Genomic DNA, 14,811 nt, shown 5'->3' with positions numbered 1-14,811 from the left:
AAAGAAAGATCATGTGATTATTCTTGAGCATGAGAATAATGAGATAAGAGTCGAGCCGTTAAAGAGTGAGAGTAAGTTGTTTGTTTCGAAATCAGTGGGGAGCGATAATTTTCTAGAGTGGAAGATGAGGGGGGGCAAGTTTGTGCGATCTTTCAGTTCGCCAAATATGTAGTAACTTATCAAATATTGCTGATGGTTTTTTTGAGGATGAGGAAAGTCAAGACAAAGTGGTTGGGATAAGAGGTGATGATGGTAGGGAAGAGCTGGCGAAGAAGCTCCGTGTTCACATTAATAAAGGAAATTATAAAATTAAGGGTAGTGAAGAATCAAGAGAAAATGCAATTGGGGTCTTTCTTGATGTGATTCTACTGTCTTACACTTTTGACGCTTTGCGTAAAGTAGATGGTGATGAGTTGGTCATGGTTTTTGTGAATTGGCTAAGGGTACTGGAGCATCGAACTGTGGACGAAACTAAAGAGATCGTGATGAAGTCCGCTTTTAGTTCCCCGGCGTCAACTATTTTTATTAATAAATGAGTCTGGGAATCATAGCGATGTGGTGCTACCTATTCTCATGGCTCCAGACTTACACGCTGTGAGTGGTGTTGGTGAGCATCGCCAACGACGATGCCAGTGGGCTCGACTATTCGCCGGACGAGGGGGAGGCCGAGGCCCGGGAGCGTGAGATTCGCGGGGCTATCGCCGAGATCCAGCGTGAGGAAGTCGGCACTAGCGACAGAGATAACGAGTTCTCCTCGAGACCCTGCGCTTGCTGTGGCACACACTTGGCGGGGGCGCGGCACCAGATCCTGGGAAGCAGCCGGGAGCGGTGAGCTCCCGGCCAGGGTGGCAGCTTACTTGCCAGCCATCCGCTTGGCGGCGTCGTATTCGGCGTCTAGTCCGGACTGCGAGTCCAGCGAGGGATCGATCTGCTTCAGGCCGACGTGCATCATCGACAGCAGCTGCAGACCGGAGAAGTCGCCGTCCAGGCTCTTGAGCGTGTAGCGCTTGTCCGGGTCGTTGATCGACAGGCCGCTCTCGCCGAGCTTGGCGATCTCGAATACCACCTTGGCAAGCTCCTGCTGCTCCATGTTCTCGAAGGTCTCGAAGGCGCCGGTCATGTACATCACCGCATCCATGCGCAGGCCACCGTCGGCCTTTTCTTTCATGGTGCCCTGGGCGAGGCGGCTCAGCGCCTTCTTGGCCTCGGTGGTGATGGGGGAGTTCGGCTCTAGCTCGATGATGCGCTGGTAGATGCCGATGGCCTGTTCGTGATTCTGCGGGCCAAGCTCCTCCAGGTTCAGCGCCAGGCCGTACAGAGTGCCGATATCCTTGGGGTTGGCCGCCAGGGCGCGTTCGAAGAACGGTTTGGCCTCTTCGTGCTTGCCACGCTTGGCCAGCAGGCCTGCCAAGTTCCGATTGACCCAAAGGTCATCGGGCAGCTTCTCCGCGGCGTTACGCAGGGTGGTTTCCGCTTTGTCCAGCTCGCCGAGCTTTACGTAGGAGAAGCCCAGGGCCGCATGGGCGTGGGCATAGTCCGGCTCTGCCTCGACGCAGGCCTGCAGCGGCGAGATCGATTCCTCAACCCGGCCCATCTCCGAGAGGCAGACACCGTAGTTGTAGAGAATCTCAGGGTCGTCGGTCATCTCGGCCATGACTTCGAGCGCCGGCAGCGCATCCTCGAGGAAGCGGTGCTCAAGCAGACCCAAGATGTACTGCTTGGGTTCGACGCCCTCCTGCGGGACCGCCACCCCGCGGACATGCCCGTCCTGGATGACGATCGCAGCTGTGTAGCCCTTGGCCGCGTACTGTAAGGTAATGCTCTGCAGGACGGCATCCTCAAAGCCCGGGTCATCTCGCGGCGGCAGCCCATCGAGATGGATGTCGTCGAGGCTGCGTTTGAAGATCTCGGGGGCTTGCGGCATTGCTCCACCTACGATGCGAAGATTTGTGAGGCCGACATGGTATCAAGGATTCCATGGGGATAGTGACCGTCACGCTGGATTTGCTCTTGCGCTCAGCGCTGTCTCTGGTTCGCAACGGGTCATGGTGCAGGCATAGGCAGCTCAGGCAATGTAGTCAGCCCACTCCTGCATCATCGCCCGCCGCTTCTCGAAAAGGTCGCCACGGCGGTAGGCGGCTTCCACCTTGTTCTCGATGGTGTGAGCGAGAGCCATTTCGGCGACATCCCGCGGATAGCTGGTGACTTCCCCCGTCCAGTCGCGAAAGCTCGAGCGGAAGCCGTGGGGTACGTAGTCGCCACGCTCGCCACCGACGCCATACCCCATGCCGCGCATCAGCTGCAGCATGGCCATGTTGGAGAGGGGGCGACCATGACGAGCGCCGGGGAATACGTGTGTATTGCCCTGTACCTTCGGCAGCTGGGCCAACAGCTCCACTGCTTGCCGTGACAGTGGCACACGGTGTTCGCGGCGTGCCTTCATCCGGTCAGCTGGGATCGTCCAGGTTTCATTGTCGAGGTCGATCTCCAGCCAATCAGCGCGCAGGACCTCTGAAGTGCGCGTAGCTGTGAAGATCAGGAACTGCAGTGCCTTGGAGGAGAGGCTGGTATAGCCCTGAAGCTCGGCCATGAAGGCAGCGACATCGTCGTAGGGCATGGCAGGGTGGTGAGTCACCTTTTTTACCCTTGCCGGCTTGGCCAGCAGCTTGTCGAGGTGACCACGCCAGCGGGCAGGGTTTACGGGGTCCCGGTAGCTGTGCGCTGCGGCGTAGTCGAGAACGTTCTCAATGCGGCCTTGAACGCGCTTGGCCGTTTCGGTCTTGTTGGTCCAGATCGGCGACAGGATCTTCAGGACGTCCTGGGTGGTGACCTCATCGACCGGCATGGAACCGATCACCGGTCGGGCATACGCCTTGAGCGTGCTGACCCACTGCCGCGCGTGCTTGGCGTTCCGCCAGCTACGGCGGTGAGATTTTATGTAGCGAGCGGCACAGCTGGTGAAGGTAGGAGTCGTCTCGTCTGCTTGCTCTTCCTCTACCTTTGCCTCAAGAGGGTCAAGGCCCTCCTTGACCAGGCTACGGTTCTTGCCGGCACGATCACGCGCCTCAGCAAGGCTGACGTCCGAATAGCTACCAAGGCCCATGTCGCGAAGCTTGCCATTGCGCCGGAACCGATAGATCCAGCTTGCTCCCCCTTTCTTGCCGATCTTGAGGTACAAGCCTTCGCCATCGTTGGTCAATCCGGGCTTGGCCTCCCTGACCAGCTTTTGCACCCCGCGTGTGGTGAGCTTGCCCATGGCCGCCTCCTGCCTCCTTGTTGTCGGAGGGATCAGCGTACCATAACCTAGCCCATACTCCAGCCCATACTTAGATTCTGCAATCGACGATACAGCTTTGGATTCTCTTGGACGGAAATGTCAAAAAAATATAGTTAAAACAATGAGTAAATGGATTGGGTTGGACTTGCCTGTATTATAAGTAGGCGGACTCCCCCTCCGCCACATAATATCGAAAAAGCCGCTGAGATCAGCGGCTTTTTCTTTATCTGTTCTTATTTAACCCACACTTTGATCCCCACCTAGTGCCTGGCTTCCATAGCTCCTTCTAGGATGTAAGATGCCTCTGGCCTGCTTTCCTCTCCGCGCTCTCGCATTTCCTGTGATCTTCGCTCGCCCCTTACCTGACCGACCGTAAGACGATCCGCCAGCTGGAGTATCATATATCAGGCGACACGCTCACCCACTCGGCGGAGAGCATTCGGGTCAGCAATACCATCGACGATGATGTTTCCTTGATCGAGCCCACGCAAGGTGAAAGTTCGAGCTCTCAAGGCTTGATCGTGTCGGCATTTCCCGTGGGCGCACGTTGGCGGTCCTCCCCCTGGGGGAGGACCGCGAGCGATGCAGAGGGCGAAAGCGACGTCAGATCAGGTAGGCGAGCGCCCCGGCCGCCATGGCCTCGATGCCGGTGCGCAGGGTCACGGAGTTGCCGGGGAAGTAGTAGGGCGAGTGCGGCATCTCGAGGTGGCGCATCTTCTCGGAGACGCTCTTGCCCGGGGTGGCCTCCCAGCGCTCCTCGAGGGTCGATCCGATGAACCAGTAGACGTAGGGAATATCCTCGCCACCGAAGCCACCCGCCTCGGCGTTGCCGAAGAAGGGGAAGTCCTCGCTGCCGTTCAGGCGGGGCATGTCGTAGAGATTGGCCTCGCCGAAATGGTCGCCATGGGCGCGGCGGACTCGCGCCACCGCCGCCGGGTCATTGTCGAGGGCGATGGTCTCGTTGAGTACACGGAACTCCGGTGGTTTCGGAGAGCGGCCGGCCTCGCACTCGGCCCGCACGATGCGCTCGATGGCCTCCACCACCTGCCGGTGAAGGCTATTGTCGAAGCTGCGGATATTGATCTCGAGTGCTGCCGTATGGGGAATGATGTTGGCCTGGGTGCCGGCGTGCAGCTTGCCGACGGTCACGACCACGGTCTGCTCCGGCGGCACCTCGCGGGAGACGATGGTCTGCAGGCGGGTGACCACGTGGGCGGCGATCACCACCGGGTCCACGGCTTGGGCGGGCATGGAGCCATGACCGCCGGCGCCATGGATCGTCACCGCCAGGTTGGTGCAGGCGGCCATGGTGCTGCCGGCGCGATGGCCGATGGTGCCGGCCAGCGCCGGCATGTTGTGCTGGCCGAGGATCACGTCCGGCCGGGCGAAGCGGTCAAAGAGGCCATCGTCCAGCATGGCCTTGGCCCCGCCGAAGATCTCCTCGGCGGGCTGGCAGACCAGCATCAGGGTGCCGGACCAGTGCTCCTTGAGCCCTGCCATCACCGCGGCGGCCCCCACCACGCAGCTGCTGTGCAGGTCGTGACCACAGGCATGCATCACGGGGACCGAGCCGCCTTCGCTCTCGACCGTCCGTGTGCTGGCGAAGTCCACGCCCGTGTCCTCCTTGATGGGCAGGGCATCCATGTCACCGCGCAGCATCACCGTGGGGCCCTCGCCGTTATGCAGCAGGGCCACCACACCGGTGCCGCCCACGCCGCGGGTCACCTCATAGCCCAGTGTCTCCAGGGCCGTGGCGAGTCGCTGGCTGGTCTCGTGCTCCTCGAAGGGCAGCTCGGGATGCTGGTGAATCTGGCGGTAGAGCGCCTGAACCTCCTCGAGGGTCGCCTCCACCTGGGCGCCGATGGCGCCCTTGAGATCCGACATGTCGGTTGGTGTCGTCATCGTGGTCTCCATGGCGGTTCAGTGGCTCGAGGTGTCGGGCACGCGATGGTCGTTGTGCGAGGCATGGCTCAGGCGCTGCCAGACGGCGACCGCCACCACGTTGAGCAGCATGGCCCAGACGCCGGCGTGCCAGCCCAGCGGTGAGCTCCACACGAACTCCATCAGCAGGAAGGTCAGGCTGCCGATCAGCGCCCCCGCCATCACGCTGGCGCGGCGCAGCTGAGGCATGAACAGCGCACCGATCACCATCGGGAACAGCTGAATGATCACCCCGTAGGCGGTGAGCAGGATCATCACCAGGGAGCCGGGGTTGAGCAGCGCGATCAGATACGCCGCCAGCGACAGCCCCAGCACGCTCCAGCGTGTCACGTTCACCGTTGTCTTCTCGCTGGCGTTCTTCATCACGGTGGGGCCCATGACGTCGCGCACCAGCACGATGGCCGCGGTATGCGCCAGGTTGGCCCCGGTGGACATGGCCGCCGCCAGGGCGCCGGAGAGCATCAGGCCGATCACCCAGGGCGAGAAGTTGGCCACGTCCATCACCATCTTCAGCAGCACGGTGTCGGCACGCGCCAGGGGCGAGTCGGCGAAGGCCAGGATGCCGGCGAAGCCGATGAACAGCAGCGGCACCAGCAGGTAGGCGTAGAGGGGGTAGAAGACGCTGACCTTGCGCAGGGTCTTGCCGCTGTCCGCGGAGTAGAACTTCATGAACAGGTGGGGCCACATGGCGCCGCCGAAGGCACTGACCAGCACCGCGGTGCTGAAGTAGCCCCAGCCCATGCCGGTCGCCCCGGGCATGGTCAGATACTCCGGTGCCTGCTGCTGAAGCTGGGCGAACATCTCGCCCACGCCGCCATAGAGGCGTTCGGAGATGGCGAGCCCCAGGAACCAGGCGATGGCGATCATCATCACGCCCTGCACCAGGTTGGTCCAGCCGATGCCGCTCAGGCCGCTGCAGAACACATAGGCGGCCACCACCACGAAGGCCAGCAGGCCGCCCAGCCAGAAGGGCACCATGCCGTCGGTCGCGGCCTGGAACAGCAGGCCGGCACCGGCGATCTGTATGGTCAGGTAGGGCACCAGGGCCACTACGCCGATGAGGCCGGCCAGAATGCCGAGCGGTTTGCTCCGGTAGTGATCGGCGATCATGTCGCCCTGGGTCAGGTAGCCCCGCTCGCGGCCCAGCTTCGCCACCCGCGGGCCCAGGGCCCAGATGGTGATCGGCACCAGCGACAGGTAGGCGAGGATATAGAAGGCTGGCGCGCCGTGCTTATAGGCCCATCCGGGGGTGCCGAGGAAGGCGAAGGCGGAGAAGATCTCGGCGCCGAGGATGAAGAACAGGATCACCACGCCCACGTGGCGGCCGCCGGCCACATAGCCTTCCAGGCTGGAGCTCGACTGGCCACGAGCGCGCAGGCCCACCACCAGCACCATTGCCAGGTAGACCAGCGTAATGCCGACGATAATCACGGAATCACTCATGGCGGTTACCTCCGTGACGGACGACGAAGGCGACCCACATGCCGGCGAAGAGCACCAGCATCCAAAGGGCGTACCAGAAGAACAGGAAGGGCAGGCCCAGCACGGTGGGCTCGAGGCGGTTGGCGATCAGGGCGCCGGGCCAGATCATGGCCAGGGTGCATACCAGGAAATGCAGCCCCGTGAGGAGGTGGTAAGTCTTGCTCATGGGAGTCGTCCAGCTCGCCCAGGGCGAGTCTTGTTATGGGTTGTCACCTCACTATGGGGCAGGTCAATTGATACCGAAAATATAGGTTTTGGATGGCACCCATGCCTTTTCGGCATGGTAATGCGCTACTCCATCGTCGATACTGGGCGTCCTCGTAGCCTGCGGCGGTATCGGTGCCCTGATGGAATTTCGACAGCTTGAGTACTTCGTGGCGGTGGTGGAGACCGGCTCCATTTCCGCGGCCAGCCGGCGTGTACACGTCGCCCAGCCGGCGCTCACGCGGCAGATGCGGCTGCTGGAAGACGACGTGGGCACGCGACTCTTCGAGCGCCACGCCCGAGGCGTCAGGCTCACGGTGGCGGGTCGCGCCCTCTATGACGAGGCCCTCTCTCTGCTTGATGAACGGGTGCAACTCAAGGCGCGCCTGACGGCGCTGGGCAGCGGCCTGAGTGGCAAGCTGAGCCTCGGCATCACCGTGACCCATCTCTGGGTGCCCGAAGTGGCCCAGTTGATGGGGAGCTACCGGACCCGTTACCCCGGGGTCGCCTTCGAGGTCTTTCCGCTACTGTCGGGCCCCCAGCTGGACCGGCTCAGGGAAGGCACGCTGGATGCCGGCATCCTCTATCTCGATGGTCCCGATTCTCCAGGATTGGCAACGCGTCTGCTGCAGAATGACCACCTGATCCTGGCGGTGCCGGAAAGCTCGCCCTGGGCATGCAGGCCACCGTCGAGCCTGGAGGAGCTGGAGGATGCCGATTTCGTCTGGGGGTTCCGCAGTGCCTCACCGGTCTACTACGACCGGATGCTGGCTCACTTCGAGCGTCTGGATTTCTCACCCCGTGTCGTCCAATACGGAGCGGATAACATCACCATCCTGAGCATGGTGGCGGCAGGACTGGGGATCGCCATCGTGCCCGCGGCCAGCAGCGCTCACCCCATGCCCGGTATCCGGTTCATGCACCTGCCGGAGCTCGATACCTGTGATATGCCGCTCTGGATGGCCTGGCGCTCGGCGAGTGATGCGCCGGCACTCCACAACCTGATTGGCCTGGTCGACGAGGTATTGGGGTGATCAGGTTTCCCGGGCCGTGAAGCGAAGCGCTTCTGAGCCGTATAGGCTATCCCCCGGCCAACTGGAGAACCGGGTGCGTCACGACAGACGCATCAAGTCATGGAGCTCCCGCTGCCAGACTCGGTGGTCACAGATATCTTCAGGGGTAACACCACGGTGGCCGTGGCTCGTCGGCATCGGCTCATCGTTTCAGGGTGATGTGTCCTGGCTCGATGCAGAAGGCGGCGCGTTTGCCTCCAGTTGGACATCTTGCCGGCAAAGCATTAGGGTACGTCGCCCGGGTCATTGGCTCATGCCATTCAGGCCCGCCTTCATCCCGCAACGGGATACGCTGGTTTCGCTACCCCGATGACGCTCATCAGCCAGTTCGCATGTGCTTTGCTGATGTCATCGATAGAGAGGAAACTCATGTCGCCCCATTACACCGATCAGGGCCGCTGCATGCCACGCCGCCCGCCACCGCTTCCCCCCTGCCAGGGCTGACGTCGACCCCACGACGTTTCCCGCCATTGCCGTCACGACGGCGACAACGCGCTTCCCATCGCTCCGGGGTCGGGTTTTCCAGCCGCCCGGCATGGCCTCCTCGTGCGTGTTCTCCGTGTCGTCGCGGCAGCATTTCATCGCGACCTACACACGCCGGCAGGGCTGGCGTGTGTGTGGAAAGCGTCCCTTCCACCCACCGAGGGATTGCCCTTGAACAACGCATCACTCCATCAATTCTCGACCCTGACCGTCATCCTGCTGATGCTCGCCTTCTATGGCGGCACCTACCTGCTGACGCTCGGCATTCGCAAGAAGAAGGAGGATGCCGATGCCTTCATGGTCTCCAACCATCGCGTCGGTTTCGGCATCGGCGCGGCCAGCATGACCGCCACCTGGATCTGGGCCGCCTCCTTCTACGCCGCCGCCACCTCCGGTTACACCTACGGTGTCTCGGGCCCGATCCACTACGGGCTGTGGGGCGCGCTGATGATCCTGTTCATCTATCCGTTCGGGCGGCGCTTTCGCCAGCTGGCCCCCAATGCCCACACCCTGGGCGAGCTGATCCACGCCCGCCACGGTTCCTCCAGCCAGCTGATCCTGGCCATCTCCAACGTGCTCGGCAGCATCATCAGCCTGATGGTCAACTTTACCGCGGCCGGCGCCCTGGTCTCGGTGCTCTCGCCGCTCTCCTTCCAGGCCGGGGTGATCATCGCCGGGGTCGGCGTGCTGCTCTACACCCTGTGGTCGGGCTTCCGCGCCTCGGTATTGACCGACTTCGCCCAGCTGGTGGCGCTGATGGCCATCGCCGTGGTGATCATTCCCGCGGTCTTCTTCGCCATGGGCGGCCCGACTGAGCTGGTCGCCGGGCTCGACAACCTGACCGCGGAGCAGGCCGATTTCTTCTCCGTCGATGCGATCCTCAACCAGGGCGCGCCCTTCTTCGTCGCCGTGCTGGCCTATGCCATCGGCAACCAGACCATTTCCCAGCGCCTCTTCGCGGTCAACGAGGATCACATCAAGCCGACGTTTCTCACTGCCACGGTGGGCTACGGCGCCATCGTCATCGGCCTGGGCATGATCGGGCTGATGGCTCTGACGCTGGGCATCGAGCCGCTGAACGGCGACATGAACAACCTGATCCCGCAGATGGTGTCGGGCTATCTGCCGCCGCTGTTCATCGCGCTGTTCTTCATCCTGGTGATCGGCTCGCTGTCTTCCACCGCCGACTCCGATCTCTCGGCGCTGTCGGCGATCATGATGGCCGACGTCTATGGCAAGAACATCGCCCGAGGCAGGGCCGATCCCCAGCGCATGCTGCTGGTCGGCCGGTTGACCATGATCATCGCCACCGCGGTCGGCATCGTCTTCGCCAGCTTTTCCCTGGACATCCTGGTGATGCTGGTATTCGTCGGCGCGCTATGGGGGGCCATCGTCTTCCCGGTGATCGCCAGCTGCTTCTGGAGCCGAGTCACCAACGCCGCCTTCACCACCTCGGTGCTCGTCGCCATGCTGACGTTCTGCGTGGCGCGTTTCGAGTGGCTGCCGCTGACCGGCCTCATCGGCCTGGGCTTCGAGGCTCTGGCGAGCATCGGCGGGGGGATCATCATCGGGCTGATGGTGTTCGGCTTCCTCGGCCGGGTGGCCGGCTTCATCGCCGGTATGCTGGCGTTCGTGGCGATGCTGGCCTTCGCCACGGACTTCCTGCGCGACTACACCGTGCTGCTGGCGTCCCTCACCGCCTACGGGACCAGCACCCTGGTGTGCGTGGTGATGAGCCTCGCCAGTCGCCAGGAGCGCTTCGACTTCGACAGCATTCGCGAGCGGGTCGGTGACTATGACGATCACCTCACCGACGCGGAACCGACCGAGTCGGCCGGTGATCCAGCCACGGCATCTCTCGCAGCGCAGCGCTGAGCCATTCCCCTGTCAACGTGGCGCCGGTGCGCCGGCGTCCCCCATCGGAGATCGACCATGACCACACTCTTCGCCTTCTATGTACTGATCTGGCCGGCCCTGACCCTGGGCGTGCTGCTGCTGATCTGCCGCGCCGTACTGCGCGATCGTCGCGAGGCGCGTCGCCAACACCGTGGGCTCGTCTGAATTAGCTGCCACTTCACGTTGCCGGTTCAGGTGAATGACCCTCTTGCCAAACGGTCGGTTCGTGAGGGGCAGCCGGCTCAGGTGCAAACTCCCTAGAGCGCGACGCCTTCGCGCGGTATTTACTTCCACGGAATCGGGATAACTCCACCCGCTGGAAGCGCTGGATGGCTGGATACGCCGTCGACTGCGCTGTGTGAGCTGGCGACAGTGGAAACGCCCGAGAGCTCGGCGCCGGAAACTCCTGGCGCTGGGCCTGGATGCGCAACGTGCCCGGAAATCAGCGGGGAACGGGCGAGGCCCCTGGTGGAATGTAACCGGTCGCTGAACACACCTTCTGCGAAGGGCCTTGGCCGGTGACAGTAGGTGCCCACGTAACAATAGATGGGCACCTATTCATGACATCCCCAAGCACCGAACGCGAGGTCCGTCGTCGCCGTCGCTATACCCCGTCGTTCAAGGCCAAGATCGTCGCGGCCTGCCTACAGGGCGACGCCTCGATTGCCCAGATCGCCCTGCAGCACGGGCTCAACACCAACCTCGTCCAGACCTGGATTCGCAAGGCCAAACGCCAGAGCCAACTGCCGACCGTGCCGGAGTTCGTGCCACTTCCGGCCCCGGCAGCAACGGCTGATTCCCCTACGCCTCCCACTTCCGCCGCGGCAATCCGGATCGAGGTGCCCTCGGCGCATGGCACGATCACCGTGCGTTGGCCGGTCGCCGAGGCGGCCCAGTGCGCGCAGTGGATGAAAGGGCTGCTGGGATGATCCGTATCGACGAGATCTGGCTGGCCACCGAGCCGCTGGACATGCGCGCCGGCCCGGATACGACGCTGGCTCGGGTGGTGAAGGTGTTCGGCGCGGCTCGCCCGCACTGTGCCTATCTCTTTGCCAACCGTCGCGGCAACCGCATGAAGGTGCTGGTTCACGATGGCCTGGGCGTCTGGCTGTGCGCCCGGCGTTTGAACCAGGGCAAGTTCCACTGGGCCGGTAACTGGCACGGCGATCGCGTCGCGCTGTGTTCCGAGCAGGTGACGGCGCTGGTGCAAGGCCTGCCCTGGCAGCGTCTCGGTGCCGACGGGGTGATCTCGGTCGTGTGATGAGCGGCACAGACTTGGCGGCCCGGCTATTCGCGGATGCGCTAATCCCGCTGTCGCCGGCGGGCTGGCATACTTGGCGGATGAAAACGCCGCCCGATCTGTCCCAGCTCACTCCCGATCAACTCCGTCACCTGGCGGCAACCCTGATGTCGCAGGTCGAGCAGCAGGAACAGGCACTGGCGCAGAGTCAGAAAACGCTGCGGCATACCGAGCAAGTCAATCAGAAGCTGAGCTACGAACTGGCGCTGCTCAAGCGCCATGCCTTCGGCAAGCGCAGCGAGCAGCTCAACGTCCTGCAGATCAGCCTGCTGGACGAGGTGGTGGATGCCGACATCGCCGCCATCGAGACCGAGCTGGAGGACCTGAAGCTCGCCTCCGCGACACCGACGCCCAAGAAGGCGCCCAAGCGCGCCCCCTTGCCGCCCGAACTCCCGCGCACCGAGATTCACCATGATCCGGAGAATGATCTCTGCGCGTGTGGTTGTCAGCTGCGGCGGATCGGCGAGGAAATCAGCGAGAAGCTCGACTACACGCCGGGCGTGTTCCACGTCGAGCGCCATATCCGTGGCAAGTGGGTCTGCGACCAGTGCGAGACGCTGACCCAGGCGCCGATGCCGGCGCAGATCATCGACAAGGGCATTCCCACCGCCGGCCTGTTGGCCCAGGTGCTGATCGCCAAGTATGCCGACCACCTGCCGCTCTATCGTCAGGAGCAGATCTTCGCCCGGGCTGGCGTGGCGATTCCGCGCTCCACCCTCGCCGAATGGGTCGGCGTCTGCGGCGTGGAGCTATGGTGACTTCTGGTGTATGGGAGGAGGTAGGAAGGGTGGCGTATCCTGTTGATTGATCTCGCCAGATCACAATCAACACGGAATGGATACGCCATGACCGATTCTACCCTCCGAGCTCTTTCACAACCAGAACCCCAGGCCACTGACCCGCTGCACGAGCTGCTGCGCCAAGGTGCCCGTGACCTGATCGCCAAGGCCATCGAGGCCGAGTTGACCACCTTCCTGGCGCAGTATGCCGATCAGCGGCTCGACGATGGGCGCCAGGCTGTGGTCCGCAACGGCTACCTACCTGAGCGCACGGTCCAGACCGGGGTCGGGGATGTCAGCGTGCAGGTGCCCAAGGTGCGTGACCGCAGCGGGGGTGGCGCTCGCTTCAACAGCAGCCTGCTGCCGCCCTACCTGAAGCGAGCCCGCAGCATCGGGGAGCTGATCCCCTGGCTCTACCTGAAGGGGATTTCCACCGGCGACTACCAGGAGGCCCTGGCGGCGCTGCTGGGCGACCAGGCCAAGGGGCTGTCGGCCAACACGGTGTCACGACTCAAGAAGCAGTGGGAAGACGAGCATACCAAGTGGCGGAAGCGAGACCTGGCCGACCGGCGCTACGTCTACTGGTGGGCCGACGGTGTGCACAGCAACGTCCGCATGGATGACCGCCTGTGCCTGTTGGTCATCATCGGTGTCACCGAGCATGGTCGTAAGGAGCTGGTGGCCGTCGAGGACGGCTTCCGCGAGTCGGCGGCCAGTTGGGAGACCCTGCTGACGGGCCTGCGAGAACGTGGCCTGACCACGACCCCAAAACTGGCGGTGGGCGACGGTGCCATGGGGTTCTGGGCGGCGCTGAGCAAGATTTACCCGGAAACTGACCATCAGCGCTGCTGGGTCCACAAGACAGCTAACGTGCTGAACAAGCTGCCAAAGTCGGTACAACCCAAGGTCAAGGCCGACCTCCATGACATCTGGATGGCCGAGACCCGCGACCAGGCGCACCAGGCCTTCGATCGCACCCTGAAACGCTTCGAGGCCAAGTACCCCAAGGCCATGGCATGCCTGGCCAAGGATCGGGACGAGCTGCTGGCGTTCTACGACTACCCGGCAGAGCACTGGGTGCACATCCGCACCACCAACCCGATCGAATCGACCTTCGCCACGGTCAGGCTACGGAGCAAGCGGAGCCGGAACTGCGGCTCCCGGGCGACGACCCTGGCGATGGTTTTCAAGCTGCTTCAGAGCGCTCAGAAGCGCTGGAGGCGCATCAAGCACTTCCAGAAGCTGGAGCTGGTCGTCAGCAACGTCAAGTTCCAGGATGGAGAGCAGGTAACCGATCAATCAGACAGGAATGCGGCCTGATCGCCATCCACCAGAATTGACAATAACTGTGCGGCGTGCGGCTCCAACCGCTGATCGATGCCTTACGTGACCTACTGCTCAGCGAGCCGGTGCTGCATGCCGACGAGACCCCGGTGCCGATGCTGGCCCCGGGCAAGAAGAAGACGCACCGCGCCTACCTCTGGGCCTACGCCACCACGCCCTACGCCGGGTTGAAGGCGGTGGTCTACGACTTCAGCGAGAGTCGCGGCGGGCAGCATGCCCGTGACTTCCTCGGCGACTGGCGGGGCAAGCTGATCTGCGACGACTACAGCGGCTACAAGCAGAGCTTCGCCAACGGCGTCACCGAGATCGGCTGCATGGCCCATGCGCGTCGCAAGTTCGTCGACCTGCATGTGGCCGGCAAGAGCCAGATCGCCAAGCAGGCCATCGAGCTGATCGGCCAGCTCTACCAGGTGGAGCGCGAGGCACAGACGCTCACCGCGGAAGAGCGCCAACGACTGCGAGAGACACGAGCGAGGCCCATCGCCGACGCGCTGCACCGCTGGATGCTGGCTCACCGCGAGAAGGTGCCGAACGGCTCGGCGACGGCCAAGGCGCTGGACTACAGCCTGAAGCGTTGGGTGGCGCTGACACGCTACCTCGACGACGGCGGGCTGACGATCGACAACAACCGGGTTGAGAACCTGATTCGCCCCTGGACGCTGGGCCGCAGCAACTGGCTGTTCGCCGGGTCACTGCGCAGCGGCCAGCGCGCCGCCACCATCATGAGCCTGATCCAGTGCGCCAAGCTGAACGGCCATGAGCCCTACGCCTACCTGAAGGATGTGCTGGAACGGCTGCCGACACATAAGGCCAGCCAGCTCAGCGAACTCCTGCCTCACAACTGGCAGCACACCGACTGATTACCGGCAAGCGGTGTTGCCCGTTCGCTTACGGTGGAATGCCGGTGCCTCGCACATGAATCAGGCCCTGCCGCGCAAGTGGTTCGGGCAGTTGGGCCTGATTTCGGTACTGGATACGGTAAGAGGACTTAGTCGTTCTTCATGAACCGCCGTATACGGAACCGTACGTACG

13 protein-coding genes and 2 pseudogenes are annotated in these 14,811 nt (G+C 63.0%); 10 read left to right on the top strand and 5 right to left on the bottom strand.

All coding sequences use genetic code 11. The features are described from left to right. The first annotated feature begins 140 nt into the window (after nt 1-140). Nucleotides 141-536 (top strand): hypothetical protein, encoded by a 396-nt coding sequence (locus BEI_RS19015; RefSeq protein WP_153045788.1) that lies wholly within the window; start codon nt 141-143, stop codon nt 534-536. 317 nt (nt 537-853) lie between these two features. On the opposite strand, the gene BEI_RS11810 is transcribed toward BEI_RS19015, so the two are convergent. The 5 genes from BEI_RS11810 to BEI_RS11790 form a co-directional block, all read right to left on the bottom strand. Further along, nucleotides 854-1,924: a tetratricopeptide repeat protein gene (locus tag BEI_RS11810; RefSeq protein ID WP_097789708.1), complete on the bottom strand. Its 1,071-nt coding sequence runs from the start codon at nt 1,922-1,924 to the stop codon at nt 854-856. A 141-nt stretch (nt 1,925-2,065) separates the two neighbouring features. Continuing rightward, on the bottom strand, nt 2,066-3,256 hold the full coding sequence (locus BEI_RS11805) for a tyrosine-type recombinase/integrase (RefSeq protein ID WP_097789707.1): 1,191 nt from the start codon (nt 3,254-3,256) through the stop codon (nt 2,066-2,068). A gap of 624 nt (nt 3,257-3,880) precedes the next feature. Then, nucleotides 3,881-5,179 (bottom strand): amidohydrolase, encoded by a 1,299-nt coding sequence (locus BEI_RS11800; protein ID WP_097789706.1) that lies wholly within the window; start codon nt 5,177-5,179, stop codon nt 3,881-3,883. An 18-nt stretch (nt 5,180-5,197) separates the two neighbouring features. Then, entirely contained in the window at nt 5,198-6,661 is a 1,464-nt protein-coding gene (locus BEI_RS11795; RefSeq protein WP_097789705.1) for a sodium:solute symporter family protein, read from the bottom strand. Next, nucleotides 6,654-6,866 (bottom strand): hypothetical protein, encoded by a 213-nt coding sequence (locus tag BEI_RS11790; RefSeq protein ID WP_097789704.1) that lies wholly within the window; start codon nt 6,864-6,866, stop codon nt 6,654-6,656. Before BEI_RS11790 ends, BEI_RS11795 begins: the two co-directional genes overlap by 8 nt. 181 nt (nt 6,867-7,047) lie before the next feature. Here BEI_RS11790 and BEI_RS11785 point away from each other — a divergent pair, with 181 nt between their 5' ends. The 9 genes and pseudogenes from BEI_RS11785 to tnpC form a co-directional block, all read left to right on the top strand. After that, on the top strand, nt 7,048-7,938 hold the full coding sequence (locus BEI_RS11785) for a LysR family transcriptional regulator (RefSeq protein WP_097789703.1): 891 nt from the start codon (nt 7,048-7,050) through the stop codon (nt 7,936-7,938). A 693-nt stretch (nt 7,939-8,631) separates the two neighbouring features. Then, complete coding sequence (locus BEI_RS11780; RefSeq protein WP_097789702.1) at nt 8,632-10,335, top strand: sodium:solute symporter family protein; 1,704 nt, start codon at nt 8,632-8,634, stop codon at nt 10,333-10,335. Nucleotides 10,336-10,392: 57 nt separating this feature from the next. Continuing rightward, nucleotides 10,393-10,521: a putative transporter small subunit gene (locus tag BEI_RS19290; protein ID WP_227644464.1), complete on the top strand. Its 129-nt coding sequence runs from the start codon at nt 10,393-10,395 to the stop codon at nt 10,519-10,521. Between the two features lie 151 nt (nt 10,522-10,672). Then, complete coding sequence (locus BEI_RS11775) at nt 10,673-10,846, top strand: group II intron maturase-specific domain-containing protein (protein ID WP_097789701.1); 174 nt, start codon at nt 10,673-10,675, stop codon at nt 10,844-10,846. 70 nt (nt 10,847-10,916) lie between these two features. Next, the gene (tnpA, locus tag BEI_RS11770; RefSeq protein ID WP_097788507.1) at nt 10,917-11,285 is read left to right on the top strand and encodes an IS66-like element accessory protein TnpA; all 369 of its coding nucleotides are present in this window, start codon (nt 10,917-10,919) and stop codon (nt 11,283-11,285) included. Further along, nucleotides 11,282-11,617: an IS66 family insertion sequence element accessory protein TnpB gene (gene tnpB, locus BEI_RS11765; RefSeq protein WP_097788508.1), complete on the top strand. Its 336-nt coding sequence runs from the start codon at nt 11,282-11,284 to the stop codon at nt 11,615-11,617. The genes tnpA and tnpB overlap by 4 nt, the downstream gene beginning before the upstream one ends. 80 nt (nt 11,618-11,697) lie before the next feature. Next, nucleotides 11,698-12,408: pseudogene (locus tag BEI_RS11760) on the top strand (transposase domain-containing protein); the annotation flags it as partial. 93 nt (nt 12,409-12,501) lie between these two features. Then, a complete protein-coding gene (locus BEI_RS11755; protein ID WP_097788505.1) occupies nt 12,502-13,755 on the top strand; it encodes an IS256 family transposase in 1,254 nt (417 codons plus the stop codon). 32 nt (nt 13,756-13,787) lie between these two features. Further along, a pseudogene (gene tnpC, locus BEI_RS11750) lies at nt 13,788-14,639 on the top strand (IS66 family transposase); the annotation flags it as partial. Between the last annotated feature and the right edge of the window lie 172 nt (nt 14,640-14,811).

Source organism: Halomonas beimenensis, assembly GCF_002549795.1.
GTDB classification, from domain to species: domain Bacteria; phylum Pseudomonadota; class Gammaproteobacteria; order Pseudomonadales; family Halomonadaceae; genus Halomonas; species Halomonas beimenensis.
Note: the sequence above shows the minus strand (reverse complement) of the source record. Positions and strands in the feature narration are given on the sequence as shown.

Excerpts from the sequence above, each read along its gene's own strand:
- BEI_RS11810 (WP_097789708.1), bottom strand. The coding sequence starts at position 1,924 with ATGCCGCAAGCCCCCGAGATCTTCAAACGCAGCCTCGACGACATCCAT.
- BEI_RS11805 (WP_097789707.1), bottom strand. The coding sequence starts at position 3,256 with ATGGGCAAGCTCACCACACGCGGGGTGCAAAAGCTGGTCAGGGAGGCC.
- BEI_RS11800 (WP_097789706.1), bottom strand. The coding sequence starts at position 5,179 with ATGACGACACCAACCGACATGTCGGATCTCAAGGGCGCCATCGGCGCC.
- BEI_RS11795 (WP_097789705.1), bottom strand. The coding sequence starts at position 6,661 with ATGAGTGATTCCGTGATTATCGTCGGCATTACGCTGGTCTACCTGGCA.
- BEI_RS11790 (WP_097789704.1), bottom strand. The coding sequence starts at position 6,866 with ATGAGCAAGACTTACCACCTCCTCACGGGGCTGCATTTCCTGGTATGC.
- BEI_RS11785 (WP_097789703.1), top strand. The coding sequence starts at position 7,048 with ATGGAATTTCGACAGCTTGAGTACTTCGTGGCGGTGGTGGAGACCGGC.
- BEI_RS19290 (WP_227644464.1), top strand. The coding sequence starts at position 10,393 with ATGACCACACTCTTCGCCTTCTATGTACTGATCTGGCCGGCCCTGACC.
- tnpA (WP_097788507.1), top strand. The coding sequence starts at position 10,917 with ATGACATCCCCAAGCACCGAACGCGAGGTCCGTCGTCGCCGTCGCTAT.
- tnpB (WP_097788508.1), top strand. The coding sequence starts at position 11,282 with ATGATCCGTATCGACGAGATCTGGCTGGCCACCGAGCCGCTGGACATG.
- BEI_RS11755 (WP_097788505.1), top strand. The coding sequence starts at position 12,502 with ATGACCGATTCTACCCTCCGAGCTCTTTCACAACCAGAACCCCAGGCC.